This is a genomic window from Rhodanobacter sp. DHG33 (genome assembly GCF_014843005.1).
In the GTDB taxonomy this organism is placed as follows: domain Bacteria; phylum Pseudomonadota; class Gammaproteobacteria; order Xanthomonadales; family Rhodanobacteraceae; genus Rhodanobacter_A.
The window spans coordinates 156,848-183,241 of record NZ_JACYXM010000005.1 but is presented as its reverse complement, the minus strand read 5'-3'; the positions used below and the strand labels follow the sequence as shown (position 1 = coordinate 183,241).

Below are 26,394 nucleotides of genomic sequence, written 5' to 3'. Positions count from 1 at the left end.
CTATTCTACCGGCTGGTTTGTAAAACCATGCTTGAGCGTGTGGTGAGTAACGGCGACCGCAGGAAAGCCCCCTGTGTCCGAGGCGCTGGCGCCGGTCAGAGCAACACGAAGCACCCCTGCGGGGCGGCCGAAATCAGTGCGCTGCCACGCTGCCTGCCGCGGCCGGCTGTTGCAACTGCTCGTGCGCCTTGCGCACGTTGTCGATCAGCGATTCGCTGTACCAGCGGCCGTCCTGCTGCACCAGGTTGGTTTCGGCGGTGAGCGGCTTGCCGAGCAGGGTGTAGTCGATCTTCACCACGGCATGGCCGTTCTGGTTGGAAACGGTGCTGAGCTTCACCGAATCCAGTGCCTCGTCCACCTGCAGGCCATAGATCGCCAGTGCCTGCTTGAGGCCGGCGTAGCCGGTGGCGTACCTCGCCATGGCGGCGTCGAAATCCATCGTGCGCAATTGTTCCGGGCTCTTGAGATCGAGCTTGCGCGCAGTGCTCACCAGCACGCCTATGGTCTGCTTCGCCTTGGCCTGGTCGAACCACGGCGCCTGCTGCGCCCACGGCGTCAGCACGTCGATCAGCTGGGTGGCCTGGGCCTTCTGTTCGGAGCCCAGGCTCTGGTTCTGCGCCACGCCGTTCTTGAGGAAGGCACCGTACATGGCGACCAGCACCGGCAACTGGTCCTTGTATTGCTGCTGCATCTGCTCGAGCTTGGGCTGCAGCTGGGCGTAGAGCTTGTTCTCCGCATCGGGGCCGGTGAGCTGCTGCACCGACGCGTCGAACTTCGCCTTGTCGTCGGCGCTCACCGGCGGACGGTTGGCGTTGTGCTGGCTCCAGTCGGTGCGCAGGGTGGCGTAATCGGCGGGCGGCAGGACGTGTTTCCACAGGCCGTTGAAGTCGCCGGCTTTCAGCAGGTCGATCGAGCCCTGCACGGCCGCTTCCGGCGTGCTGCCGCCGGCTTGCGAGGCTTCGTTGCCGTGGCAGGCGGCCAGCAGCGCCAGTGTGGCGAGCAGGGGCAGCAAGGGACGGCACAGGGAGCGGAAGCGCATGGGCAGATCCAGTGGGAATGAAGGAACAGGGTATGCGGCGCGGCAAGCGGCAAACAAGGGCCGCCCGCAGAAACCTGCGTTGCTGCTTTGATGGAGCGCGCCATGGATGGTCGTCTGCTGGACGTCCGCGATCGGGACTATCGCAAAGGCCGGCGTCCGCTCATTTGATCCATGCGATCCGGAGCGACCGCAAAATGCGGCCCTAAATGAAAGAAAACCCCGCGGGCGCGAGCCTCACGGGGTAATCCGGCAGGGCCGGAAGGGAAATGGCCTTGCCTGCGGAAAACGGCGGTCAGCAGCAGGTAGGCGAGGCAGATATTACTTGGGTGTTAAATCTAAGGCAATACTTTTGTTATTGCTTATAACTTATTGTTTTTGATCAATTATAGCGCAAGGAATCCAGCTTCTTCTGGCGCTGCTCCGTCGCCGGCGCGCTCCAGTCGTTGTTGAACAGCGCCGGCTCCCACGAACCGTAGGTGGGGTTGGGCAGCACGAACCAGCGCGTGCCGATCCAGCCCATGTAGTCGGCGATGGCCTGCTTGCGGCCGGCCTCGGTGTTGGCGAGCACGTCCACGAAGTCCCCCAACTGGTCGCCGAACTGCATCAGTACACGGTATTTGCGGCTCACCAACTGGCGCCGGCAACCTTTCTCGGTGCCCACCTGGTCGCAGCCCGGCTCCACCGTGCCCAGGCCGAGGAAGGCGTCCGGGCCGGAAACGGGGAAGCCCAGCTGCCGCAGGTTGGCCAGGGTGGCGGTGTCCAGGTCCTGTGCCCGGTTGGAGAGGTAGATCACCGCGATGCCGTGCGCGGCGGCGAACTGCGTGAAGGCCAGCGCGCCGGGCATGGCGCGGGCGCGCTGTTCCTTGCACCACGCGGCCCAGCTGGCTTCGTCGTAGCTGCCGCCGCTCTTTACCAGACGGGCCTGGTAGGGCGAGTTGTCCAGCACGGTTTCGTCGATGTCCAGCACGACGGCAGCGGGCAGGCCGGTGGCGGGCGTCACGCGGTCGTCCTTGGACAGGGCGTCCCAGTTCGGATCGTGCAGGGCTTCCAGCAGGCGCGACTGCGCATCGCGGTAAGCCTGGATGTAGATCAGGTCATGCTCGATCGCGGTCTGCGTCCACGCCACCGCGTTGAGGTTGTCGTTGGCGGCGGCTTCGGACACGGGAGCTGGCGCGGACGCGGCGGCGGGATGGGTCGGCGCGCTGGCGCAACCGGCGAGCAGGACGGACGCGGCCAGGGCCAGCGGCAGGTGAAGTCGCATGAGGGATCTCCAACGAAAAGCGGCGAGTCTGCCGGGAGTTTAAGGCAGTGATCTGACAGACTGGCGCCAACCCCATCCCGCCGGAACCCGCATGAACGATCCGACGTCAGCCGCGCCTCGCGCCAGTTCCTCCGTCATCCAGATCGCCAGCTACGTGCTCGCAGGCGCGGTGCTGTGGCTGGTGCTGCAACTGCATCTGCTCTCCGCCCTGCTGGCGGGACTGCTGGTGTACGAGCTGGTGCAGGCGGCGACGCCGTTGCTGGGCCGGCGCATTCCAGGCGACCGCGCACGGGTGGTGGTGGTGGCGGTGCTGGGCGCGGTGGTGGTGGGCTTGCTGGTGCTGCTGATCCTCGGTGCGATCAGCTTCTTCCGCAGCGAACTGGGCAACCCCGACGTGCTCTGGCAACAGCAGCTGATGCCGCTGGTGGACAAGGCGCGCCAGCAGCTGCCGGCGATGCTGGTCGACCACCTGCCCGACAGCGTCGACGACCTGCGCGATGGCCTGGTCGCGCTGGCCAGCAAGCATGCAACGACCTTGCAGACGGCGGGCAAGGGCGCGGCGCGCGTGTCCGTGCACATCCTGATCGGCCTGGTGCTGGGCGCCATTGTCGCGTTGAGCCGCACTCGGCCGGCGCATCAGGTGGGGCCGCTGGCGGCGGCGCTGGGCCAGCGCTGCCAGCGCCTTGCCGTGGCGTTCCACGACATCGTGTTCGCGCAGATCAAGATCTCGCTGGTCAACACCGCGCTCACTGCCGTGTTCCTGCTCGGCGTGCTGCCGCTGCTGGGCATCCATGTGCCGCTGGCCAAGACGCTGGTGGCGGTCACCTTCATCGTCGGACTGCTGCCGGTGATCGGCAACCTGCTGTCCAATACCGCCATCACCATCGCGGCGCTGTCGGTATCGCTGGGCGTCGGCATCGCCGCGCTGGGCTTCCTGATCGTGATCCACAAACTGGAGTACTTCCTCAACGCGCGCATCGTGGGTTCGCAAATCCATGCGGCGGCGTGGGAATTGCTGATTGCCATGCTGCTGCTGGAGGCGGCTTTCGGCCTGCCTGGCGTGATTGCGGCGCCGATCTACTACGCCTATCTCAAGGGCGAACTGGAGGCCGGGCGGCTGATCTGATCGGCGATGCAATTGCGTTCGTTGCGCTTTGTGCGTCGAAAGTTTTTGCGCGCAATATGTTGATGAATCGTTAAATCTTGTGGTAAAGAAAGCGACAGCACGATCTTGCGAAGAGCCGGTTCAATGGGGATTGACCGGTTCGCACCCCGGGTTCGCCGGCGCAGGCGTGCTGAATGTCCGGTCCATGCCGGGCTCAACGCTTCTGCACACCACAAGGGATATCAAACATGATCAAGTCGAAGCTGGCCGTCGCTGTGGTCGCAGCCCTGGCGCTTGGCTCCCTTTCCGTCGCCGCCTACGCGCAGGATGTCCAAGCGGCGTCCTCGTCTGGCGCGCAGGGCCAGAGCTCGCAGCAGAGTCAGAGCGCTAGCCAGTCGGCTGACAGCAAGAACGCCAAGAAACTGGAGGCGGTCACGGTCACCGGCTCGCTGATTCCGCAGACCCAGGTCGAGACCGCTACCCCGGTCATCACGATCACCGCGGACCAGATGAAGAAGCAGGGCTTCAGTACCGTGGCCGAGGCGTTGCAGCAGGCGTCGTTCGCTACCGGCAGCGTGCAGGGGGCGGCGTCCTCGGCGTCGTTCACCCAGGGTGCGCAGACGTTGAGCATGTTCGGTCTGCCCGTCGGCTTCGTGAAATACCTGGTCGATGGTCGGCCGATGGGCAACTTCCCTGCCTTGTACAACGGCAGCGATGCGTTCAACAGCCTCAGCGGCATCCCGATGGACATGGTCGATCACATCGACATCCTGCCGGGCGGCCAGTCCTCGCTCTACGGTTCGGATGCCATCGCCGGCGTCATCAACATCGTGCTCAAGAAGCATATCGACGCACCGGCGATCGACGTGCGCGTGGGCGGGTACAGCGAAGGCGGCGGTGCGGACCGCCGCATCAGCTTTGCCGACAGCTTCAGCTGGGGCAAATTCAACTCGCTGGTCGGCGTGCAGTTCGAGAAGTCCCAGCCGATCTGGAACTACAGCCGCGACCTGACCAGCCAATTCTTCACCCAGGGCACCAGCGCGCCGGTGGCTTCGCGCGACTACCTGGTCAACGCGCGCGTGGGCGGCTACCAATTCGAAGACCCGAACAACTGCTCCAGCGTCACCGGCCAGTTCAACGGCAGCGAAGGCAAGCGGTACCGCAAGAATTCCGGCTATTACTGCGGCTCGTTCGACACGCCCGGCTACGCCACGATGAAGAACGACGAGAAGACGGTCAATTTCTACACGCACAACACGTTCGACGTGAACGACAACCTGCAGTTGTACGGCGATCTGCTCTACAACTACGACGAGCAGAAGTACTCCACGGGTTCCAACTACATGTGGTGGGGCACGTCGATCGACTACGGCTACATTTACGACACGAATCTCGGCAAGCTGGTGAATCTGCAGCGCGCGTTCTCGCCGGAAGACGTCGGCGGCTACCAGAACATCATGAACAAGAACTACGAGAATTCGTACATGCTCACGCTGGGCGGCCGCGGCAGCATCGGCCAGAACTGGGACTACGACCTCGGCTTCACCCATTCCGACGACAAGCTGATCGAACACAACTACCAGCGTTTTGACGGACCGATCGACGCGTACTTCCGCTCGCATGTGCTCGGCCAGCAACTGGGGCTCTACAACGGTTATTACCCCGAGTTCGCGGTGAACTACGGCGCGTTCTACACGCCGATGTCGCCGTCGGATTTCCGCAGCTTCACCGGGTACACGGACACCGACGCCAAGACCTGGGACAACATGCTGCGTGCCCAGTTGACCAACGCGTCGCTGTTCAGTCTGCCTGGTGGCGATGCTGGCGTGGCAGTGGTGCTCGAAGGCGGCAATCAGGGCTGGAACTACACGCCCGATCCGCGCCTGCTCAACGGCGACGTGTGGGGCACCACCGACGTGCAGGGAGCTGGCCATCGTTCGCGCTACGCGGCCACCACCGAGCTCAAGTTTCCGCTGCTGAGCCAGCTGACCCTGGACGTCTCCGGCCGCTATGACAGCTACCACGTGGCCGGCCAGGACGTTGGCCACGGCACCTACAACATCGGCCTTGAGTACCGTCCCTTCGATACCCTGCTGCTGCGCGGCCGTTACGGCACTGCGTTCAAGGTGCCGACCCTGGCCGACGAGTTCCAGGGTCTGAGCGGCTACTACAACTTCGTCACCGACTACGCCAACTGCGCACGCCTCGGCTATACCGGTGCGAACGTCGAAAACTGCCCCAGCAGCTACAGCGATGTGCAGTTCTTCGGTCAGCAGTCCGGCAGCGCCAAGCTCAAGCCGATCACCGCCACGGTCTGGAGCTACGGCCTGGTATGGGCGCCGCTCGAACGCATGTCGCTCAGCGTGGACTACCTGCACTGGGACATCAACAACGAAGTGAACCAGGAGAGTTCCGATCAGCTGTCGAACGCGGAATACCTGTGTGACGTGGGTACCATCGCCATGAACACCCAGACGTGCCAGGCGGCTTTTGCGCAGATCGTGCGTGGCCCGGCGACGACCTTGAACGGCATTCCGCTGCTCGGCGACATCGAGGAGATCTACACGCCGAAGGTGAACGTGTCCAATGAGCAGGTCAACGCCATCTCCGCCAATTTCAGCTACGCGCACGGCATCGGTTCGTGGGGCAGCCTGATCTGGAACGCGTCCTACAGCGACGAGCTGAAGCATACGTATCAGGATTACCCGAACGATCCGGCCATCGACCTGCTGCGCCATCCGGGTTGGAGCACCGACTTCAAGACCAAGGCCAATGCCTCGCTCACCTGGAACAAGGAGAACTGGAGCGCGACGCTGTATGCCAACCGCTACGGGCGTACGCCGAACTACCTCGCGACGTATTACGACAGCTATGCCTACGCAGGCACGGGCAAGCTGCCGGCATGGACGGTGTACAACGCCAGCGTGACCTGGCATCCGCTCAAGAGGCTGGGCCTGTCGTTTCTGGTGAACAACCTCTTCAACAAGATGCCGCCGATGGATCACAGCTACCCGGGCACGTCGGGCTCGCCGTACAACTCAAGCAACTACAACGTGTACGGTCGTGCGATGTATCTCGAGGCGAACTACAGGTTCGGCGTCCCCGAGTAAGCAAGTCCGCGTTTTATCGGTTCGATCGACGGCCCCGCTTCGGCGGGGCCGTTTTTTGTGTCGATCGAGCAGGCCGGCAACGGAATAAAGAAAGCGAGAATGGGTTCGGTATAACCGGCCGCCCAGGGCCTGCCTTTTCGCCGACGGAAGCTCAGCGCGCCGAGTCGATTCCGGCGTCGGCGAACAACCGGCGCAAGTCCTGCAGCTGCGATTCGTAGTTCCGCCATTGGCCGACGGCGCGGCTGTAGATCGGCGAGCGCACCTGCCAGGAATTGGGCGTATTGACGGGCGCGGCGTTGTCCTCGGAGCGCAGGCAGGCGTCATCCCACGGCAGCTCGCAGAAGGCCAGCAGTTCGCGCGCGGTGGCCTCGGTGTTTTCCACCAGCGATTCGTAGCGCACTTCGTGGACGCGGCCGGGCAGCACCTTGCGCCAGTGCGCCATCAGGCGGTCGAACTGGAGGGTGTAGCAGCCGATGTCGTCGAGATTGAAGGAGTAGTCGTAGAAGCCCGATTCCTGGTCGAACAGGTGACGGAAGTTGCCGATGGAGGTGTCCAGCGGGTCGCGGCGCAGGCAGACGATCTTCGCGTTCGGCAGCGCGCGGGCGATCCATCCGGCGTAGAGGAAGTTGTGCGGCATCTTGTCGATGAAGCGTGGCGTTTCTCCGCTCACCGGCCGCGTGCTGGCGAGGTACGCTTCGCCGAGTTGCCGCCAATCGATGTGCCGGGTGCGCGCGACGAGGTCCGCTTCGCCCAGCAAGGCGGTGGGACAGCCGGAGGCGCGCTGGATCATGGTGGGAAAGTTCTGCAGCTCGCCGGCGGAACGCACGTCGGGATGGCTGGAAAGCACGCGATCCAGCAGGGTGGTGCCGGTACGCGGCATGCCGATGATGAAGATGGGCTCGCGCGTGGGATCGCCCACGGCTTCCGTCTCGGCGGCAGGGAAGGCGCGCACGATGGCGTCGAACATCGCCCGGTCGCGTGCGAACGTATAGGGCCGCATGCGACGGCCGGCCGTCTTGCCGCGCGTGTAGTGCCCGAACGCCCGGGGGTAGTCCCCGAGGTCGTCGCATTCCTTGCCGAGGGCGATATTGAGCAGCAGCTGCGCGCCGAGATCGTTGGCGTGGCGTTCCAGCAGCTCGTGCATGCGCGCGATGTGGTTGTGGCCCATCGTCTGCTTCTGCAGCTGGGCGAGCAGGAGGTGCGCGTACCAGTGCCGCGGTTCGATCCGCACGCAGGTTTCCAGTTCCTGCTCGGCGCCTTCGGTGTCGCCAAGCGAATTCAGCGCATAGGCGAGGTTGAGGTGGTTGATGGCCTGCTCGGGCGACAGCGCCACGGCGCGGCGGAATGCCTTGGCCGATTGCACGTGCGCGTTGGCTTGCTTGTACACCGTACCCAGCGTGCCCAGGGTCTGCACGTCGTCGGGCGACAGGGTCATCGCACGATCCGCCACCTGCCGTGCCTCGCGGAATCGCCGGCACAGCGCCAGCGACTTCGCGTACTGCGCCGCGTAGTCGGCGCGGCGCGGCTCCAGCTGGGTGGCTTTCAGCAGGTGCTCCAGCGCCATCGGCATCTGCTTCACGTGTTGCATCTGCATGAAGGCCACGCCGACCATGAAATGCACGCGCGCATCGTCCGGTGCAAGGGCGAGTACCTGGGCGGCGCGCTGCTGCACGCGCGGCCAGTCGTTCTGGTTGAAAGCAGCGACGAGCTTGCTGTAAGCCCGGGTCGAATCGATCACGGTAATCCCCCTGGAGCCGGGAAAATAAGGCGGCCGGCCGCCACCCGCACAATGGAAGTCAGGCGTCCGGCCGTCAACTAGGTACCTGCCAGCATGGCCTTGATCCGCGCCATGTGCGATTCGGCGGTTTCGCGCACGGCCTCCTTGTCCGCCTCCGGGTCCTTGCCCTGCCAGTGCAGATCGGTCTGCGGCAGTTCGTGCAGGAAGCGGCTGGGCTGGTTGCTGTGCACTTCGCCGTAGCGCTTGGTCTTGGCCGACCACGACAGCGTCAGCAACTCTTTGGCGCGGGTGATGCCCACGTACATCAGGCGGCGCTCTTCGTCGATGCGGCCCTCGTCGATGGCGCCGTCGTGCGGCAGCGTGCCGTCCTCGCAGCCGACGATGAAGACGAAGCGGAACTCCAGGCCCTTGGCGGCATGCAGCGTCATCATGCGCACCGCGTTGCCGGGATCGTCGCGGTCGGCGTGACTGAGCAGGGCGAGCTGGGCGGCGAGGTCGCCGGCGCTGTCGCCCTTCTGCATGGCGCGGAACCAGTCGGTGAGTTCGCGCAGGTTGCCCAGCTTGCGTTCGCGCACGCTGGCGTCCGGCGTGCTGGCGGCGAGCTGGGCCGCGTAACCGGTGCGCTTGAGGATGCGTTCGACCAGGTCCGCCGCGCTCTCGTGCAGCGAGGCGCTGCGCAGTTCGTCCAGCAGGTCGGAGAATGCGGCCAGCGCGGCGGCCGGGCGCGGCGTGAGCTGGCGCAGCACGCCGTCGCTGCGGGTGGCTTCCAGCAGCGAGCAGTGCCTGGATTGCGCGAGCTGGCCCAGCTTCTCCAGCGTGGTCGAGCCGATCTCGCGCTTGGGCACGTTCACCACGCGCAGGAAGGCGGCATCGTCGTTCGGGTTGGTGAGCAGGCGCAGGTAGCAGAGCAGGTCCTTCACCTCGGCGCGATCGAGAAAGGAAAGCGCGCCGGTGAGGTGGTAAGGCACGCGCGCCAGGCGCAGCGCTTTTTCCAGCGGACGGGCCTGGAAGTTGCCGCGATAGAGGATGGCGATGTCGTGCCAGCGCGCCTTGTGCTTCTCCGCCAGCGTGGTGGCGAGCGCGGCCACCTTCTCGGCTTCGTGTTCGGCTTCCTTGCACTCCAGCACGCGGATCGGCGCGCCCTCTGGGTGCTCGCTCCACAGCTTTTTTTCGTGCGCGTGCGGGTTGTTGGCGATCAGCGCGTTCGCGGCGCGCAGGATGCGCTTGCCGCAGCGGTAGTTCTGCTCCAGCTTGATCACGCGCAAGTTGGGCCAGTCGCGGCCGAGCTGGTCGATGTTCTCGGGGTTGGCGCCGCGCCAGGCGTAGATGCTCTGGTCGTCGTCGCCCACGCAGGTGATGCCGCCGCGTTCGCCGGTGAGCGCCTTGAGCAGACGGTACTGCGCGTCGTTGGTGTCCTGGTATTCGTCCACCAGCAGGTAGCGCAGGCGCTCGCGCCAGGCGTCGCGGCATTCGGCGTCGCTTTCCAGGATGCGCAGCGGCAGGCGGATCAGGTCGTCGAAATCCACCGCGTTGAAGGCGGCGAGGCGCGCCTGATAGAGCTCGTAGATGGTCGCCGCCTCCAGCTCGCGCGGGCTGCGCGCGGCGGCCAGCGCTTCTTCCGGCGAGAGGCCGGCGTTCTTGGCGCGGCTAAGCAGGTTGCGCAGGTTGAACAGCACGTCGGGTTTCGCGCCCTTGGGCGCGAGTTCCTTGACGATGCCCTCGCTGTCGTCCGCGTCCAGCACGGAGAAACCGCGGCGCAGGCCGGCACGTGCGTGCTCGATCTGCAGGAACTTCAGCCCCAGCGCATGGAAGGTGCATACGGTGAGCGCGGCGGCGTCCTCGACGGACACCAGCTTGCCCACGCGCTCGCGCATCTCGCGGGCGGCCTTGTTGGTGAAGGTGATCGCGGCGATCTTCGACGCGGCAAGCTTCCGCCGCCCGATCAGGTGGGCGATCTTCTGCGTGATGACGCTGGTCTTGCCCGAACCCGCGCCAGCCAGCACCAGCAAGGGTGTGTCGCAGTGTTCGACGGCGGCCTGTTGTTGCGGGTTGAGCATGGATCGCGGCGGTGCATGAGGCGGCGCTGGATGGTAGCAGAGGGGCGGCGGGAAGCCGCTCGGGCCGCTATTCGTTGTCTTCGCCTTCCAGGTAGATCGGCAAGCCGGCGTTGCGATAGAAATTGAAGATCAGGCTGGTCTCGATGTGCGCCACTTCGGGGCGCGTGGTGAAGGCGTCCAGTGCGAAGTCGCGCAGGTGGTCGCTGTCGTGCACCGCCACGTGCACCAGGTAATCGTTGGCGCCGGCCACGTGGTAGAAGCTGAGCACCTCGCGCAGGGTCATCAGATAGGCATGGAAGGCGTCGAGATCGGCGCGCGCATGGCGGGCCAGGCGCACGCTGATCATCGCCTGCAGGCCGATCCCCACCGAGCGCGGCTGGATTTCCGCGTGGAATCCCTGGATCGCGCCTTCCTCGCGCAACCGGCGCACGCGCTCCAGTGCGGTGGAAGGAGCCACGCCGATGCGTTCGGCCAGGGTCTTGTTTGGCAGCCGCGCGTTCTTCCGCAACTCCCGCAGTATGGCGAAGTCGGTTCGGTCGAGGCGCATGGATTGGCCGCTTTGCGAAATATTGTTCGGAATCATGCCTTGATGTGGCATGAGAGTTCTAGTCTCCATGGGAATTCACGAATCATGGGGTGGGATATGCGTGGCATCGACGGGCTGCATCAAGACACCTTGGCCGTGCATGCGGGACGCGAGGATTTCGCCGAACTCGGCGTGCACGCACCGCCGCTGGATCTGTCCACCACCTACCCGGTGCGCAACCTGGATGTCGGTACGGCGAGTTTCGATGCCCTGGTGGGTGGCGAAGCCGCGGCGGCCAATCCGATCTATGCGCGCCTGCACAACCCGACGGTGGCGCGCTTCGAGGCGGCGCTGGCGAAGCTGGAGGGTACGACCGATGCGGTGGCCTTCGGTTCGGGCATGGCGGCCATGTCGGCCTGTCTGCTCGCCGCCGGCCAGCGCGGCAAACATGTGCTGGCGGTGCGGCCGCTGTACGGCACCAACGATCACCTGCTGGCGTCGGGCTTGCTCGGCATCACGACGCGCTGGGTGGAACCGGATGGCATCGCCGCCGCCATCGATGCGGATACCGCGCTGGTGGTGATAGAAACGCCGGCCAACCCGACGCTGGACCTGATCGACATCGCCGCCGTGGTGCGCGCGGCGCGCGGCGTGCCCGTGCTGGTGGATTCCACTTTCGCCACGCCGGTGCTGCAGCAGCCGGTCGATTTCGGCGCCACCCTGGTGCTGCACAGCGCCACCAAGTTCCTCGGCGGCCACGGCGACGTGATCGCCGGCGTGGTGGCCTGCAATGCCGAGTGGGCCAAGGCACTGCGCCAGGTGCGCGCGGCGACCGGTGGCCTGTTGCATCCGCTGGGTGCCTATCTGCTGCATCGTGGCCTGCCCACACTGGGCCTGCGCGTGCTGAAGGCCCAGGAGAATGCGCAGCGCATCGCCGAACGGCTGGCGCGGCATCCGGCGGTGGCGAAGGTCTGCTATCCGGGACTGGGCACGGTGGCGAATGCCGCCCTGGCAAGTACCCAGATGCGCGGACCGGGCAGCCTGATGGCGTTCGAAATGCATGGTGGTCATGCCGCCGCGGCCGCCGTGATGGCGGCAGTGCGGCTGGCTACTCCTGCGGTGAGCCTGGGCTCGGTCGACACGCTGATCCAGCACCCGGCCGGACTCACCCACCGCGTGGTCGACGCGGATACGCAGCGGCGCTGCGGCATCACCCCGGGCCTGCTGCGGCTGTCGGTGGGTATCGAGCACGCCGACGACTTGTGGGCCGACCTTGCACAGGCGCTGGATGCCGCACGGCAGGCCAAGGCAGCCTGATCGCGCAAGCATGGCTTGATGAGAGCGTTGGCATAGGAGAGCCCGCTTATCCCTGATGGGAGAGCGGGCCCGATTCGTCGCTGCACGCACCAGGTCGTACCCAATGGACCGGAACTTGCCGGCGGCCGCGCTACCATGCACGTCCACGAACGTCGCGCATCGCCATGGCCAAGCTCTACTTCTATTACTCGGCGATGAACGCCGGCAAGACCACCACGCTGCTGCAGAGCGCGTACAACTACCACGAGCGCGGCATGCGCACGATCATCCTGACGCCGGCGCTGGACAACCGCTACGGCGAAGGCGTGGTGGCTTCGCGCATCGGCCTGAAGGCGAACGCGCGGCGCTTCGGCGGCGACGAGAACCTGCTTGCGCTGGTCGAAGCGGACATCGCCGCGCACGGCACGCTCCACTGCGTGTTCGTGGACGAGGCGCAGTTCCTCGCCAAGCAACAGGTATGGCAGCTCACCGACGTGGTGGACAAGCTGCGCGTGCCGGTACTGGCCTACGGTCTGCGCACCGACTTCCGCGGCGAGCTGTTCGAGGGCAGCCGCTACCTGCTGGCCTGGGCCGACGAGCTGCAGGAGATCAAGACCATCTGCCACAGCGGCAGCAAGGCCACCATGGTGGTGCGCGTGGACGAGCAGGGCCGAGCAGTCACCGAAGGGCCGCAGGTTGAGATCGGCGGCAACGACCGCTATGTCTCGGTGAGCCGCGCCGAGTTCAAGAAGATCACCGAAGGCCGCGGGCGCATCGAGTTGCAGCAGAGCGTGCTGCCGCTGGACGATCAATCCTGAAAAATCCGCGGGGCGCGGATTTTTCGAAATGGATACTTTGACTTTTCAAGGCAGGCAGATGACCGAAGCACAGCAAACCCCCGAGTGGCCGCGCCCCTACTGGCAGCCCGGCAGCGGCGAAGACGCGCTGCTGCAGTTCTTCGTGTTCGGCAAGTTCGACCCGCAGGAACTGGTGATCCCGGCGCGCCGCTACGGCAGCCATGGCCTGCCCGGCGGCGTGGACCTCAAGCGTTTCCAGAACCTGGAACTGCGCAAATGGGAGGGCTACCCGCTGTCCGGGACACTGGGCGAGATCATGCGCGACGAGGCGCCCGAGGCGTACGAGCAGGCGCGCATCGCACCCGAGGTACTGGTGGTGCACGGCCAGCTGAAGGACAGCCCCAGCCTCGATTACCTGCGCGACACGCTGGGCGTGCTCGCCGCGCTGCTCGACATCGGCGGCCGCGTGGTCCTCGACCCGCAGATCATGGGCCTGCTCGATGCGGCGGCGTGGCGTGAACGCTACCTGGTGCAGGGCGGTGCGCCGCCGCGCAACCACGTGCTGATCCTGCGCAGCGACGAACCGGACAGCGACCGCTCCTGGGTGCACACGCGCGGCATGCGCAAGTTCGGCCGCCCCGACCTCAGCTTCCGCCGGATACCCGCGCACGAACTGGATCGCGCTGGCGCGCTGTGCGAGAAGCTGGTGGAGATGCAGGCGCTGGGCACCCGTTTCGCCGCGGGCCAGGCGCTGGAAGTGGAAGGCATGCAGCAGTCCTTGGTCGCGCAGCCGGGCGGCAGCCTCGACGATCCGGAATTCAACAATCGGCACGTGGAATTCCGCTGGCCGTTCTGATCGGTATTCACTCGCCGGCGAAACGAAAGAGGGCGGCCATGGGCCGCCCTCTTTGCATGCGTGACGAAAGCGACGCTCAGCCGGCGACGATGAAGCGCTGGCTGTCGTCCATGAAGGCCTTCTCGCCGAAGCCATTTTCGTGCGAGCCGAACGGCATCTGCGCACGCAGCTTCCACGATGCCGGCACGTTCCAGGTCGCGCGGGCTGCGTCGTCCACCAGCGGGTTGTAGTGCTGCAGGCTGGCGCCGAGGCCGGCGTCAGTCAGCGCAAGCCACACCGCGAACTGCGCCATGCCGCCCGACTGCTCGGACCACACCGGGAAGTTGTCCGCGTAAAGCGCGAACTTCTCCTGCAGACTCTTCACCACGTCCTGGTCCTCGTAGAACAGCACGGTGCCCGCGCCGGCGGCGAAGCTGTCCAGCTTGGCGGCGGTCTGCGCGAAGGCCTCGGCCGGCACGATCTTGGCGAGCGCCTCCTTGGCCAGCCCCCAGAACTTCACGCTCTGTTCGCCGAACAGGATCACGGCGCGCGAGCTCTGCGAGTTGAACGACGACGGCGTGTGCTTGATGGCCTCCTGGATGAGGCCGTTCAGGGCGTCCTTGTCCACATTCACGTTGCGGCCCAGCGCGTACTGGGTGCGGCGCTTCTTGAGATGTTCGATCACGGCGTTGCTCATGACGTTGCTCCTTAAAAAGAAAAGCCGAACCCGCGGAACGACGGGACGTTCCGGCCTTGTGCGTGTGTGTTCGGGATGGCGCTTATGTTGAGTGCGAGGGGCCGCGGCGGGTAGCCGGCAATCCGTGGTTACACTGTTTCCTCCGGGAAACGCTGCCCGGTCAGTGTTGGCAGCGCGGGCACCAGAATGTGGAACGTTGGCCCAGTACCGTCTGCCGTATCGCCGTGCCGCAGACCTTGCACGGCTCGCCTTCGCGGCCATAGACCATCAGCTCGCGGAAGAAATAACCCGGTGCGCCGTCGGGGGCGAGGAAGTCGCGCAGCGTGGTGCCGCCACGCTCGATGGCATAGGCGAGGATGCGCTTCACTTCGGCAGCCAGCCGCGCATAGCGGGCGCGCGACACGCCGCCGGCTTCGCGCCGCGGATCGATGCCGGCGGCGAACAGCGCCTCGCTGGCGTAGATGTTGCCCACGCCCACCACCACCGCGTTGTCCATCAGGAACAGCTTCACCGCCGCCGTGCGGCCGCGTGAGAGATGCCAGAGCAGGTCACCGTCGAAAGCGTCGGTGAGCGGCTCGGGACCGAGCTTCGCCAACAGTTCGTGAGTGGTGCCTGGAGCTTGCCAAAGCAGGCAGCCGAAACGGCGCGGATCGGTGAAGCGCAGCACGCGCGGGCCGACATGTGCGCCACGTTCCAGCGCGATGTCGACGTGGTCATGTAAGCCGAGCGGCGCGTCGGGAGGCAGCACGCGCAGCATGCCGCTCATGCCCAGATGCAGCAGCGCACTGCCGGCCTGCGTGTGCAGCAGCAGGTATTTCGCGCGGCGTTCCACCGCCTCGATGCGCTGGCCGGGCAGCAGTTCGGAGACCTCGCGCGGAATCGGCCAGCGCAGGTCGGGCCGGCGCAGCGTCACTGTCGTCACGCGCCGGCCGACCAGATGGGGTTCGATGCCGCGGCGGGTGGTCTCGACTTCGGGCAATTCAGGCATCAGTGCATCCCGATGTCTTGCTGCTTCTGCTGCGGCGCCTGCGGCATGAACCGCAGCGACACCAGCGCCACGCGTGCGCCTGCCTGCACGTAGCATTGCGGACCGGTGGCGGATGTCGCGCCGAAGGCGAGGCGCTGGTCGTCCAGCGTGAGTATGGCCTGGGGTGGTGCGAGGCCGATCCTGGCAGCATCGAAATCGGCGGCGGCGTGCCATTCCAGCACGGGTGCGTCCGCGGCATCCGCGAGCGCGGCCACGTAGCGGTCGTCGGCGCGCTGGCCGTCGTCGCGCCACCAGTGTGCGTCGTGCTTCGCGTAGTGCGTGGCAGGTGCGTTGCCGAGTTGCAGCGTCACCTGCGTGATCGTTGCGGGATCCAGTGCGAGCAGGTTGCCCGGCCGGTCGTGTTCGTCGCGCTGCCATTGCCATAGCGCCAGCAGGGCCAGTGCCGTGGCACCGAGCAGCATCAGCAGCCGTGAACGCGCAGCCCGTTTCATGCGAGGCGGCGGCGCCAGGCGATCAGGCCGCCGATCGCGAGCAGCAGCAGCGGCAGCAGCACCATGAAACCCACGCTGGCGGCATCGAGTTCGTTCTGGCTGATGCGCAGCAGGCGGTCGGGCACGCCTTCGCGCGGCAGGTCGACGAGCGCATCGTCGCCCAGCAGCCAGTTGAAGATGCGTTCGCCCAGCGCGCGGTTGCCACCCTGGCCGAGGTAGGCGTTGGAAAGGAAATCGCCGTCGCCAACCACCACCGCGCGCTGTTCGCGCTTGTCGGGACTGGGCGAGAGCCGCGCCAGCGTGAAGCCGAAATCCAGCGGCCCCTTGAACTCGCCCGCTGCGGTGTCGTAGTGGATGGCCGACGGGTGCGCGTTGTCGATCGGATGGAACTCGGTCCAACTCTGCGCACTGGAGCGCAGCAGCGGCGTCGCCGTCCAGCCGTCCGCACCGGTGCGCGCCAGCGCAGCCACCTGCGGGAAGCGTGTGGCGAGCTGCAAGCCCAGCGTGACCGGATTGGGCGGATACTGCGCCACCGCCAGCACGCGCGGGTCGGCCAGGCCCAGCGCGGCGCCGCCGCCGTCCACCAGCACGCCGGGCAACACCTGCACGCCCAGCGCGGCAGCCAACGGCTTGAGGCCGAGATCGTCGTTCGCCGGATCACGCAGCCACAGCAGGTTGCCGCCGTCCTGCAGATAGTTCACCAGCGCTTGCGTCGCGCCGGCCGGAAGGTCGGAAGTGGGGCTGGCCAGCACCACGAGATCGGTGCCCTGCGGCACGGCGGCGGCCTGCGCGAAACTCAAAGGCACCGCACGCAGGCCGCTCTGCGCAAGCTGGTCCATCAGTGCGGTCATGTCCGCGCCGCCCTCGCCGGAAGGCAGGCGCTCGCCGTCGCCGGTGACGAAGGCCACGATGCGGTCGTTGCCGCGGATCAGGCGCTGCAGCGCGTTCGTCACGTCGCTTTCGGAAAGTTCCGTCAGCCGCTGCTCGTGGCCGCGGTAATGCAAGATGAGTTCGCCGTCCACGGCGATGCCCAGCTCGCGCATCCGTGCCGGGTCCTGCTGCGGGTCGACGAAGCGCAAGGCAATGTCGGGCTTGGCCTGCTGGTAGCGCTGCAGGAAACCGGCGACCTGTGCGCGCAAGTCGCCTTGCGGGCTGGCATAGCTGACGATCTCGACCGGGCCGTCCAGCTTCGCCAGCACGGCGCGGCTCTGCGGCGACAGGCTCAGGCGGCCATTCGCCGTCCAGTCGGAAACGTGCGCGTAGCGCGCGCTGAAAAAACCGAGTGCACCCGCGCCGGCCAGCAAAAGCAGGGCGAACAACCAGCCGTCCAGACGTCTGGAAAGTTTCATGTCAGCCGCGCTCCTTGTCGGCAGCGAGGCGGCGCGTGGCCAGCGCAAGGCACACCGCGATCAGCAGCACGAACCAAAGGATGTCGGCGGTGGAAACCAGCCCGCGCAACAGGTTCTGCTCGTGCGTGCTCATCGCCAGCCAGTTGATCGCGCCGTCGTTGAGGCCGGCCATCTGCGCGCCGAGATTCACCGTCCACAGCGCGAGGCCGATCAGCAGGCCCAGCACGGCGGCGATGGCGGGATGCGTGGTGAAGGCGGAGGCCGCCACGGTCAGCGCGGCCAGCGCGGCCAGCATCAGGGCCATGCCCAGCGTGGCGGCGGCCAGCTTGCCCCAGTCGGGCGTGGTGGCGTGCGCCAGCGACAGCGGCATGGCCAGCGTCAGCGCCAGCCACAGCAGCAGCCACAGCAGCAGGGCGAAGTACTTGCCCAGCACGATGCGCGACGCCGGCAGACCGGCGGCGAACAGCAGCGGCAGCGTGCCGTTGCGACGCTCGCCGGCCAGCGTGGACATGGCGAGCAGCGGCACCACCAGGAATGCCAGCTGCGCGAGCTGGCCCAGCAGCGGCACGGCGACAAGGTCCACGTAGCCCGGGCTGTCCGGCAGCGCGGCGCGCTTGATCTCGCCGGCGAGGAAGTCGCCCAGCAGGCGGGTGAAGCACCAGCCCAGCCAGGCGAGGCTCAGCGCCAGCAACACCCAGGCCAGCGGCTGCACGCGCAGGCGACGCACTTCCATCCGGAACATGGCGGCGAGACTCATGCGGCGCGCGCCTGCATGGCGATTTCGAAGAAGCGGCGCTCCAGCGCGGCGTGGTCGTCGCCGCGCACCGGGCCTTCGTAGCGCAGGCGGCCTTCGTGCAGGATCGCCACGCGGTCGCACACGGCGGTGACCTCGACGAGCACGTGCGTGGAGAGGATCACCGCTGTCCCGGCCTTGGCCTGTTCGCGGATCAGCTTGCGCAGCGCCCCGACCTGCACCGGGTCGAGCGCATTCGCCGGTTCGTCCAGCACCAGCAGGGCCGGGCGATGCAGCAGCGCGCAGGCCAGCCCGAGGCGCTGGCGCTGGCCCTGCGACAGCGCACCTGCCAGGCGGCGTGCCAGCGGCTGCAGCTCCAGCCGTGCGACGATGGCTTCGCGAGCGGCGCGCAGTTCGGCGCCACGCAGGCCACGCAAGCGGCCGTGGGCGTCCAGATGCTCGGTCACGGTGAGTTCCGGCCATACCGGCGCGCGTTCCGGCAGCCAGCCGATCAGGCGCCGCGCCAATTCCGGCTGTTCCAGGAAATCCTCGCCGTTCAGGCGGATCGCACCGCTGTCCGGCCGCAGCGCGCCCGCGATCATCGCCAGCGTGGTGGATTTGCCGGCGCCGTTGACCCCCAGCAGGCCAAGCACCTGGCCGGGTGCCAGGGCGAGGCCGAGATCCTGCACCGCCACGCGGCCGGCGCGGCGGCGGGCGACCTGTTCGAGTTGCAGGACGGGTAGTGCGGCGGCTTGGGCGGCAGTCATCCCGCGATTGTCGGTGCGGCCCCGGTTTCACACAACCTGCGACGGTCACGGTTAACGAAATCCCAAGTGCCCACCACCTACCATGGTCGATCGCTACGCAAACATGCTGGCGAGTACGGCAAACCCTCACCTAGACTGCACTTTAGAACCCGTCCCGAGTCCCGCCCCGATGCTCGATTCCGTGCTGAATTTCCTGTCCCACGGCCTGACCCATGCCAGTTGGGTCAGCATGCTGGTCTACCTGCTGGTAGTCACCCAGCTCACCATCTTCACGGTGACGCTGTACCTGCACCGCAGCCAGACCCACCGCGGCGTGGATTTCCACCCGGCGCTGGCACACTTCTTCCGCTTCTGGGGCTGGCTCAGCACCGGCATGGTCACCAAGGAGTGGGTGGCGGTGCACCGCAAGCACCACGCCAAGGTGGAAACCGAGGAAGACCCGCACAGCCCGGTGATCTTCGGCATCAAGAAGGTGTTCTGGGACGGCGTGTCGCTGTACCGCGACGCCTGCGCCTCGAAGGAAGACATGCAGCAGTACGGCCGCGGCACGCCGGACGACTGGGTCGAGCACAAAGTCTATGGTGCGCACCCGTATTCCGGCCCGGCATTGATGCTGATCATCAACCTGGCCCTGTTCGGCGTGATCGGTGCGGCGATCTGGGCCGTGCAGATGGTCTGGATCCCGTTCTGGGCCGCGGGCTTCGTCAACGGCGTCGGTCACTGGGCCGGTTACCGCAACTTCGAGAGCGCCGACACCTCGCGCAACCTGATTCCGTGGGGCTTCTGGATCGGCGGCGAAGAGCTGCACAACAACCACCACGCCTTCCCCAGCTCGGCCAAATTCGCGCTGCGCAAGTGGGAGTTCGATATCGGCTGGGCGGCGATCTGCGCCTTCCGTGCCATGGGCCTGGCCAAGGTGCTGCGCGTGGCGCCCACGCTGGACGTGCGTCCCAACGTGCCGCTGCCCGACGCCGAAACGCTCAAGGCCGTGCTCACCCATCGCTTCCTGGCGATGACCGACTACTACCGCAACGTGATCGTGCCCACCCTGCGCGAGGAAGCCACGCACGCCGGCGAGAGCATCAAGGCCGTGCCGCGCCGCCTGCGTCGCGCGCTGGCCGACGGCGGCCGCTGGCTGGACACGGACAACAGCAGCAAACTGCAGGCCATGCTGGCCAAGCGCCCGAACCTGAGCACCGTGTGCGAATTCCGCAGCCGCCTCGCCGCCCTGATGGAGCAGCGCGGCGCCGAGCAGACGCTCAAGGGCCTGCAGCAGTGGATCGTCGAAGCCGAGCAGAGCGGCATCCGCGTGCTGCAGGACTTCGCGGCCCGGCTCAAGGGTTATGCGGTCGCGGCCTGAGGCTCGCCGCAAGGTCGTCAACGAAAAGCCCGCCGAAATGGCGGGCTTTTCGTTGGTGGCGGTGGCGCCGCGCGGTGGACCTCAGAGCTGATCCGGCCCCTTGCGCAGCCAGCGGTCGATCAGGCCTTTCTCGTAGCGCAGGGTATCGTTGCCCGGCATCGCCAGGCCGTCGTACATGAAGCCGGGATCGCGCAGCTTGCGGGCGCCTTCGCGGATCACCTTGCCGCTGGCATCGAGCAGCTGGAAGTGCAGGTCGATACGCGGCGGATAGATGTCCTTGACGATGCGCACGTCGCGCATCGGGTAGGGCCGCCACGGCTCGAAGTTGCCGGCGCGGTCGATGTCCGTGATCACGATGTCGAGGCGTTCGCCCGGCGGCAGCATCTTGCCGGCGCGGACCTCGGTGTAGGACTTCAGGGTCTTCAGGTAACTGTCGTCGTCGAGCCGGGGCGACAGCGCGCGCACCTTCTTCGTTTCGGTGAACTGCTCGGGATGGTCGTAGGTGACCGTGACGTTCGTGGGCGCCGCGTCGGCGGCCATGGCAGGCGCTCCGAGCAGCGCCAGGGCGGCGAGTAGCACATGCAGGACGATGCGGCGGTTCATGGCGGTTTCCTCCGGCGAGGGCGGTGTCGCCCGTACATGAACGATAACGCCGTTGCATCGTCGCGGTGCACCTGGCGGAGGTGCGGCAAGGCATGTCCCGTTCAGCCGCGCGGGCAAGAAAAAACCCGCCACGAGGGCGGGTTTCTTCCGGAAGCGGCGATCGATTACTTGATCTTGCCTTCCTTGTAGATCACGTGCTTGCGCACGACCGGATCGTACTTCTTGAACTCGAACTTTTCCGGCGTGTTCTTCTTGTTCTTCTGCGTGGTGTAGAAGTGGCCGGTACCGGCCGAGGAAATCAGGCGGATCTTGTCTTGCTTGCTGTTAGCCATGATTCGTCTCCTTAGACCTTCTCACCGCGGGCACGCAGCTCGGCGATCACGGCCTCGATGCCCTTCTTGTCGATGGTGCGCAGCGCGTGGTTGGAAACGCGCAGCTTGACCCAGCGGTTCTCGCTGGCGACCCAGAAACGGCGCTCGTGCAGGTTCGGCAGCCAGCGGCGGCGGGTCTTGTTGTTGGCGTGCGAGACGTTGTTACCGGTCTGCACACCCTTTTGGGTGACTTGGCAAATGCGGGCCATGATGAGCTCCGTAATGTTCTGTTGACCGCCCGTTGGCCAGGGCGACATCGGCCCAGCGGCGCCAGGCGCCACGCGATGCTGGAGGGTGTTGCGCTCGCTTCGCCGCGAGGCCCGCATCGCATAGCGGGCTCCCCGAACGGGTCGGGTCGGCATGGTGAGCCGCGCATTATCCAGCAAAAACAGGCCGGTGCGCAATCTGCCGGGGTGATTGCGTATGCACGGAGGCGGCAGGTATGAAACAATCGACCTCTTTGACGCCATACATACCGAGGATTCCCATGGCAGAAGTCACCGCCAACGGCCAGGCCGACGCACAGGGCGGCATGCCGCAGCTCGTGCTGCAGAAGATCTACGTGAAGGACGTGTCCTTCGAGGTGCCGGGCGCGCCGCATATCTTCCAGGAATTCAACGGCGAAGCCGAACAGGCCGCGCCGCAGGTGCAGCTGAACCTGGGCCACAAGGCCATGGACCTGGGCAACGACCTCTATGAAGTCGTGCTCAGCGTCACCCTCACCTGCACGCTGGGCGAGCGCACGGCCTACCTGGCCGAGGTGGAACAGGCTGGCCTGTTCACCATCGGCGGCTTCGGCGACGCGGAGCGTTCCGGCGTGATCGGCAGCTACTGCCCGAACCTGCTGTTCCCGTATGCGCGCCAGGTGATCTCCTCGATGGTGCTGGAAGGCGGCTTCCCGCCGTTCCTGCTGCAGCCGATCAATTTCGACGCCCTGTACGCCGAACAGCAGCGCCGCATGGCCGGCGGCGGGGACGCACCGTACCAGCTCAACAGCTGAGCCCGCGCATGACGCAGCATCCGACCCTGGCGGTACTCGGTGCCGGTTCCTGGGGCACTGCGCTGGCCGCGCTGACGGCACGCAACGGCGTGCCGACGCGGCTGTGGGGTCGCGACCCGGACGCGCTGGCGGCGATGGCCGCGGCGCGCTGCAACCAGCGCTACCTGCCGGGCATCGAATTGCCGGCGGCGCTGGGTTACGAGCCTGATTTGGCGACTGCCGTGCGCGGTGCGGCCATCGTGCTGCTGGTGGTGCCCAGCCATGCCTTCGCCACGATGCTGGACGACGTGGCGCCGCTGCTGGCGCCCGGCGCCACGCTGGCCTGGGCTACCAAGGGTTTCGAACCGGGCACCGGGCGTCTCCTGCACGAACTGGTGACGCAGCGCTTGCCGGGCCATCCGGCCGCGGTGATCACCGGCCCTTCGTTCGCCAAGGAAGTCGCGGCCGGCCTGCCCAGCGCGGTCACCGTGCATTCGGAAGACGCCGCCTGTGCGCAGCGCGTCGCCAACGTGCTGCATGCTCCCAACCTGCGTGCCTATACCGGCGGCGACATGCTGGGCGCGGAGCTCGGCGGCGCGATGAAGAACGTGCTCGCGGTGGCCACCGGCATCGCCGACGGCATGGAGCTGGGCCTCAATGCCCGCGCCGGCCTCATCACCCGCGGCATGAACGAGATGTTGCGCCTCGGCGTGGCGCTGGGCGCGCGGCCGGAGACACTGATCGGCCTGTCCGGCCTCGGCGACCTGGTGCTCACCTGTACCGGCGACCTCTCGCGCAACCGCCGCCTTGGCCTCGCCTTGGGCAAGGGCATCGCGATCGACGAGGCGGTGCGCCAGATCGGCCAGGTGGTGGAAAGCGTGCTCGCCGCCGACGAGGTGGCGCGCCTGGCCGACCAGCACGCGCTGGACCTGCCGATCAGCGCCGGCGTGCGCGCCGTGCTGCATGGCGAAGTCACGCCCGCCGAAGGCCTGAAGATGCTGATGGCGCGCGAGCAGAAGCCCGAATACCCGCACGGCCTGTTCGGCAACGCCTGACCCATCACCCGGCGTGGAATTTCGCCGCAGGGGTGCGCCCTGTGCGCGATGACGCTTTTCGCAAAGCGCTATCGCGCACAGGGTGCGCTCCCGTGCGATCCGCCTGCTAAGCTCGGCGTTTTGGTCGTCGCCACGGGGTGCATGCGCATGCAGCAGCCGGACGGGAAATCGCACGCCACATCGGCCGGCAGCCTGCCGCCGACCTGGCGGCGCCTGCTGGATGCGCCCAAGGCGCCGGCCGGCGACGAGCCCGTGGTGCTCGGCTTCTTCCTCGAAGTGATGCCGGACGAAGGCGCCGCCGCAGCGCACCTCGACGTGGCGCCGGTGTTGCTGGCGGTGGGCGAGCACGGCCGCTACCTGAGACCCACGCCGCTGGACGGCCATTCGCTGGTGCAGGCCCCCTTGCCGCCGCATGAGCAGCGCCTCGCCGCCGCCGTGCTGGGCCTGCCGCAGAGCCAGCGCAAGAGCCGCAACTACGCGCGCCTGGGCGGCCATGTCGGCGACAGCCTGCTGATCGAGCTGCTGGACACCGCGCCCTGTTTCCTCGGCGGCCTGGCCGGGCTGCGTCTGTCGCGCGGCCGGGCGCATGCGCTCAACTGGCATTGGCAGCTGGAGTCGGATGGCAGCCAGCGGCTGCTGCCGCAGCTTCCCCACAGCCAGCGCCTGCTGCGCATCGACGGGCTCTGGTATCTCGATGCCGAGCACGCCACGTTGGGCCATCTGGAAGCCGCGGCGGAGGAAACGGCGTGGCTGGACCTGCCGCCGCTGAAGCACGACTACGGCCGCAGCCTCGTCGAGGCTTTGCCTGGCAGCCGGCTGGCCGCGCGCATTCCGGCGCCGCAGGTATTCGACGAATTGCAGCGCGCCGAACTCGCGCCCAAGCCGGTGCTGACCCTGCACGCGCTGACCCGCCACGCGCGCCTCGCCGCCGGCACGTCGCCACTGGCATGGGCGCGGCTCTCCTTCGACTACGCCGGCGAACGTCTGCCGGGCCGCGGCGGCGAACCGCTGGTGCGCCGCGTGCGCAACGGCCAGCTGGTGGAGATCGTGCGCCGCCGCGCAGAAGAGCTCGCCACCATGGAACACCTCGAACGCGCCGGCCTCACGCCGGCCGTGGATACCGAGGGGCTGCCCTGGGACATGGCCGATACCTTGCCCGACGACGCCTGGCTGTTCCCCGGCACCGGCCACGCCGGCGCGCTGGAAGTGAACACGCCGGCGCGCTGGCTGGCGCTGCGCCCCAAGCTGGAAGCCGACGGCTTCGTGCTGGAGTACGCGCCCAGCTTTCCGTTCGAAGTGCTGGAAGGGCCGGTGCGCTGGTACGGGCAGGCGGCCGAAGACGCCGACGACCATGCCTTCGATCTGGAAATCGGCATCGAGGTGGAGGGCAAGCGCCACAACCTGCTGCCCGCGGTGGCGCAGGCGCTGGCCGAGCACCAGCTCAACCTCAGTCCCGCGCCGAACGAGCCGGAAGACGCCGTGTGGTACGCGCCGGTGGACGAGCGCCGCCGCGTGCCGGTGCGGCTCAAGGAACTGCGCGGTCTGCTGGCGCCGCTGGCCGAATACCTGGAGAAGCCGCGCACCAAGCTGCACCTGCCGCGCGTGCAGGCGGGGCGGCTGGACGAACTGGCCCAGGCGCTGCCCAGCGACGGCGCGCTGGAAGCACCCGAAACGCTGCGCGGCTTCACCACGCGCCTGCGCGATGCCGCCGAGCGTGCCAGCGACGCTTTGCCTGCCGGCCTCACCGTAGAGCTGCGGCCGTATCAGCGCGAAGGCCTGCGCTGGCTCAATGCGCTGGCCGAAGCCGGCGTGGGTGGCGTGCTTGCCGACGACATGGGCCTGGGCAAGACCCTGCAGCTCATCACCCATCTGCTCGCGCTGAAGGAACACGGTGCGCTCAACCAGCCCGCGCTGGTAGTGGTGCCCACCAGCCTGATCCCGAACTGGCAGGCCGAAATCGCGCGCTTCGCGCCCGGGCTCAAGGTGCTCACCCTGCATGGCCCGCAGCGCGCCGATGCGTTCGCCCAGCTCGGTACCCAGGACATCGTGCTCACCAGCTACGCGCTGCTGCCGCGCGACGTGGTCGCCCTGCGCAAGCATCAGTTCGCGCTCACCGTGCTGGACGAGGCGCAGCAGGTGAAGAACCCGCGCACGCAGGCGCGCCGCGCCCTGCTCAGCCTGCGTACGCGCCGCCACGTGTGCCTTACCGGGACGCCGCTGGAGAATCACCTCGGCGAACTGTGGTCGCAGGTCGACCTTGCCGTGCCCGGCCTGCTCGGCGACGAGAACGCGTTCCGCCGCTTCTACCGCGCCCCGATCGAGAAGCAGCGCGACGAGGAATGCCAGCAGCGCCTCAACCGCCGGCTCGCTCCTTTCATTCTCCGCCGCACCAAGGCGCAGGTGGCTTCCGAACTGCCGCCCAAGACCGAGATCACCCGTCGCGTGGTGCTGGAAGGCCGCCAGCGCGAACTCTACGAAGGCCTGCGCCTGTCGCTGGCCGAAGAGTTGCGCGAAGTGATCGCCCAGCGCGGCATCCAGCACTCGGGCATCGTGGTGCTGGACGCGCTGCTCAAGCTGCGCCAGGTCTGCTGCGATCCGCGCCTGGTGAAGCTGGAGGCCGCGCGCGGCGTGCACGGCTCGGCCAAGTTCGAGCTGCTGATGGACATGCTGCCGCCGCTGCTCGACGAAGGTCGCAAGGTGCTGCTGTTCTCGCAGTTCACCGGCATGCTCAAGCTGATCGCGAACGAGCTGGAGCGCCGGCGCATCCCCTACGTCACCCTCACCGGCGAGACGCGCGACCGCGCCACGCCGGTGCAGCAGTTCCAGCAGGGCGAGGTGCCGCTGTTCCTGCTCTCGCTCAAGGCCGGCGGCGTGGGCCTCAACCTCACCGCCGCAGACACCGTGATCCATTACGACCCCTGGTGGAACCCCGCCGCCGAAGCGCAGGCCAGCGACCGCGCGCACCGCATCGGCCAGGACAAGCCGGTGTTCGTGTTCCGCCTCATCACCGCCGGCACGGTGGAAGAGCGCATCGAGGAACTGAAGGCGCGCAAGGCCGAACTCGCCGAAGCCGTGCTCGAAGGCGGCGGCAGCCGCGAGAAGCTCAGCTTCGACCAGGACGACCTGGACGCGCTGCTGGCGCCGGGCTGACCGGCGCCTTGCAGGCCGCGCTGGCTTGCCCGCATCCCTGAGTCATCGCCCGGCCATGGACGGACGTTCGCTCCTTCGTCCATTCTT

The 26,394-nt window shown here is 67.1% G+C and carries 23 protein-coding genes; 9 read left to right on the top strand and 14 right to left on the bottom strand.

What is annotated here, in order from left to right:
• Positions 1-133 precede the first annotated feature (133 nt).
• On the bottom strand, positions 134-1,039 hold the full coding sequence (locus IHE46_RS11395) for a hypothetical protein (protein WP_192164764.1): 906 nt from the start codon (positions 1,037-1,039) through the stop codon (positions 134-136).
• A gap of 379 nt (positions 1,040-1,418) precedes the next feature.
• Positions 1,419-2,300: an HAD family acid phosphatase gene (locus IHE46_RS11390; protein ID WP_192164763.1), complete on the bottom strand. Its 882-nt coding sequence runs from the start codon at positions 2,298-2,300 to the stop codon at positions 1,419-1,421.
• A gap of 91 nt (positions 2,301-2,391) precedes the next feature.
• On the opposite strand from IHE46_RS11390, the gene IHE46_RS11385 reads away from it, so the two are divergent.
• Both IHE46_RS11385 and IHE46_RS11380 read left to right on the top strand, forming a co-directional pair.
• The gene (locus IHE46_RS11385) at positions 2,392-3,426 is read left to right on the top strand and encodes an AI-2E family transporter (protein WP_192164762.1); all 1,035 of its coding nucleotides are present in this window, start codon (positions 2,392-2,394) and stop codon (positions 3,424-3,426) included.
• A gap of 227 nt (positions 3,427-3,653) precedes the next feature.
• On the top strand, positions 3,654-6,515 hold the full coding sequence (locus tag IHE46_RS11380; protein WP_192164761.1) for a TonB-dependent receptor: 2,862 nt from the start codon (positions 3,654-3,656) through the stop codon (positions 6,513-6,515).
• Positions 6,516-6,666: 151 nt separating this feature from the next.
• Here the strand turns inward: IHE46_RS11380 and IHE46_RS11375 are convergent, their stop codons facing one another.
• The 3 genes from IHE46_RS11375 to IHE46_RS11365 all read right to left on the bottom strand — a co-directional run bounded on the left by IHE46_RS11375 (position 6,667) and on the right by IHE46_RS11365 (position 10,857).
• On the bottom strand, positions 6,667-8,253 hold the full coding sequence (locus IHE46_RS11375; RefSeq protein WP_192164760.1) for a sulfotransferase: 1,587 nt from the start codon (positions 8,251-8,253) through the stop codon (positions 6,667-6,669).
• A gap of 77 nt (positions 8,254-8,330) precedes the next feature.
• Positions 8,331-10,310, bottom strand: a complete 1,980-nt coding sequence (locus IHE46_RS11370) for a UvrD-helicase domain-containing protein (protein ID WP_192164759.1) — start codon at positions 10,308-10,310, stop codon at positions 8,331-8,333.
• 67 nt (positions 10,311-10,377) lie between these two features.
• Positions 10,378-10,857 (bottom strand): Lrp/AsnC family transcriptional regulator, encoded by a 480-nt coding sequence (locus IHE46_RS11365; RefSeq protein WP_192164758.1) that lies wholly within the window; start codon positions 10,855-10,857, stop codon positions 10,378-10,380.
• 96 nt (positions 10,858-10,953) lie between these two features.
• Between IHE46_RS11365 and IHE46_RS11360 the strand changes: the two genes are divergently transcribed.
• The 3 genes from IHE46_RS11360 to IHE46_RS11350 all read left to right on the top strand — a co-directional run bounded on the left by IHE46_RS11360 (position 10,954) and on the right by IHE46_RS11350 (position 13,785).
• On the top strand, positions 10,954-12,153 hold the full coding sequence (locus IHE46_RS11360; RefSeq protein WP_192164757.1) for an aminotransferase class I/II-fold pyridoxal phosphate-dependent enzyme: 1,200 nt from the start codon (positions 10,954-10,956) through the stop codon (positions 12,151-12,153).
• 164 nt (positions 12,154-12,317) lie between these two features.
• On the top strand, positions 12,318-12,950 hold the full coding sequence (locus tag IHE46_RS11355) for a thymidine kinase (RefSeq protein ID WP_192164756.1): 633 nt from the start codon (positions 12,318-12,320) through the stop codon (positions 12,948-12,950).
• 58 nt (positions 12,951-13,008) lie between these two features.
• Positions 13,009-13,785: a hypothetical protein gene (locus IHE46_RS11350; RefSeq protein WP_192164755.1), complete on the top strand. Its 777-nt coding sequence runs from the start codon at positions 13,009-13,011 to the stop codon at positions 13,783-13,785.
• Between the two features lie 76 nt (positions 13,786-13,861).
• Here IHE46_RS11350 and IHE46_RS11345 read toward each other — a convergent pair whose 3' ends face one another.
• From IHE46_RS11345 to IHE46_RS11320, 6 genes are all read right to left on the bottom strand, one after another.
• Positions 13,862-14,461, bottom strand: a complete 600-nt coding sequence (locus IHE46_RS11345) for a nitroreductase family protein (RefSeq protein WP_192164754.1) — start codon at positions 14,459-14,461, stop codon at positions 13,862-13,864.
• 160 nt (positions 14,462-14,621) lie between these two features.
• The gene (gene mutM, locus IHE46_RS11340; RefSeq protein WP_192164753.1) at positions 14,622-15,449 is read right to left on the bottom strand and encodes a bifunctional DNA-formamidopyrimidine glycosylase/DNA-(apurinic or apyrimidinic site) lyase; all 828 of its coding nucleotides are present in this window, start codon (positions 15,447-15,449) and stop codon (positions 14,622-14,624) included.
• Complete coding sequence (locus tag IHE46_RS11335) at positions 15,449-15,940, bottom strand: hypothetical protein (protein WP_192164752.1); 492 nt, start codon at positions 15,938-15,940, stop codon at positions 15,449-15,451. The genes mutM and IHE46_RS11335 overlap by 1 nt, the downstream gene beginning before the upstream one ends.
• Positions 15,937-17,289: a GldG family protein gene (locus tag IHE46_RS11330; protein WP_192164751.1), complete on the bottom strand. Its 1,353-nt coding sequence runs from the start codon at positions 17,287-17,289 to the stop codon at positions 15,937-15,939. The genes IHE46_RS11335 and IHE46_RS11330 overlap by 4 nt, the downstream gene beginning before the upstream one ends.
• A gap of 1 nt (position 17,290) precedes the next feature.
• Positions 17,291-18,046, bottom strand: coding sequence for an ABC transporter permease subunit (locus tag IHE46_RS11325; RefSeq protein ID WP_192164750.1), 756 nt, complete (start codon positions 18,044-18,046; stop codon positions 17,291-17,293).
• Positions 18,043-18,789, bottom strand: coding sequence for an ABC transporter ATP-binding protein (locus IHE46_RS11320; protein WP_192164749.1), 747 nt, complete (start codon positions 18,787-18,789; stop codon positions 18,043-18,045). Before IHE46_RS11320 ends, IHE46_RS11325 begins: the two co-directional genes overlap by 4 nt.
• A 169-nt stretch (positions 18,790-18,958) precedes the next feature.
• Between IHE46_RS11320 and IHE46_RS11315 the strand changes: the two genes are divergently transcribed.
• Positions 18,959-20,149: a fatty acid desaturase gene (locus IHE46_RS11315; protein ID WP_192164748.1), complete on the top strand. Its 1,191-nt coding sequence runs from the start codon at positions 18,959-18,961 to the stop codon at positions 20,147-20,149.
• An 81-nt stretch (positions 20,150-20,230) separates the two neighbouring features.
• Here IHE46_RS11315 and IHE46_RS11310 read toward each other — a convergent pair whose 3' ends face one another.
• From IHE46_RS11310 to rpmB, 3 genes are all read right to left on the bottom strand, one after another.
• Positions 20,231-20,752: a DUF3016 domain-containing protein gene (locus tag IHE46_RS11310; RefSeq protein WP_192164747.1), complete on the bottom strand. Its 522-nt coding sequence runs from the start codon at positions 20,750-20,752 to the stop codon at positions 20,231-20,233.
• 164 nt (positions 20,753-20,916) lie between these two features.
• Positions 20,917-21,084 (bottom strand): 50S ribosomal protein L33, encoded by a 168-nt coding sequence (rpmG, locus tag IHE46_RS11305; protein WP_008211962.1) that lies wholly within the window; start codon positions 21,082-21,084, stop codon positions 20,917-20,919.
• Between the two features lie 11 nt (positions 21,085-21,095).
• Positions 21,096-21,332, bottom strand: a complete 237-nt coding sequence (rpmB, locus tag IHE46_RS11300; RefSeq protein ID WP_181303364.1) for a 50S ribosomal protein L28 — start codon at positions 21,330-21,332, stop codon at positions 21,096-21,098.
• A 278-nt stretch (positions 21,333-21,610) separates the two neighbouring features.
• On the opposite strand from rpmB, the gene secB reads away from it, so the two are divergent.
• From secB to IHE46_RS11285, 3 genes are all read left to right on the top strand, one after another.
• Positions 21,611-22,123, top strand: coding sequence for a protein-export chaperone SecB (secB, locus tag IHE46_RS11295; RefSeq protein ID WP_192164746.1), 513 nt, complete (start codon positions 21,611-21,613; stop codon positions 22,121-22,123).
• 8 nt (positions 22,124-22,131) lie between these two features.
• A complete protein-coding gene (locus tag IHE46_RS11290; RefSeq protein WP_192164745.1) occupies positions 22,132-23,157 on the top strand; it encodes an NAD(P)H-dependent glycerol-3-phosphate dehydrogenase in 1,026 nt (341 codons plus the stop codon).
• A 147-nt stretch (positions 23,158-23,304) separates the two neighbouring features.
• Positions 23,305-26,307, top strand: a complete 3,003-nt coding sequence (locus tag IHE46_RS11285; RefSeq protein WP_192164744.1) for a DEAD/DEAH box helicase — start codon at positions 23,305-23,307, stop codon at positions 26,305-26,307.
• Positions 26,308-26,394 lie beyond the last annotated feature (87 nt).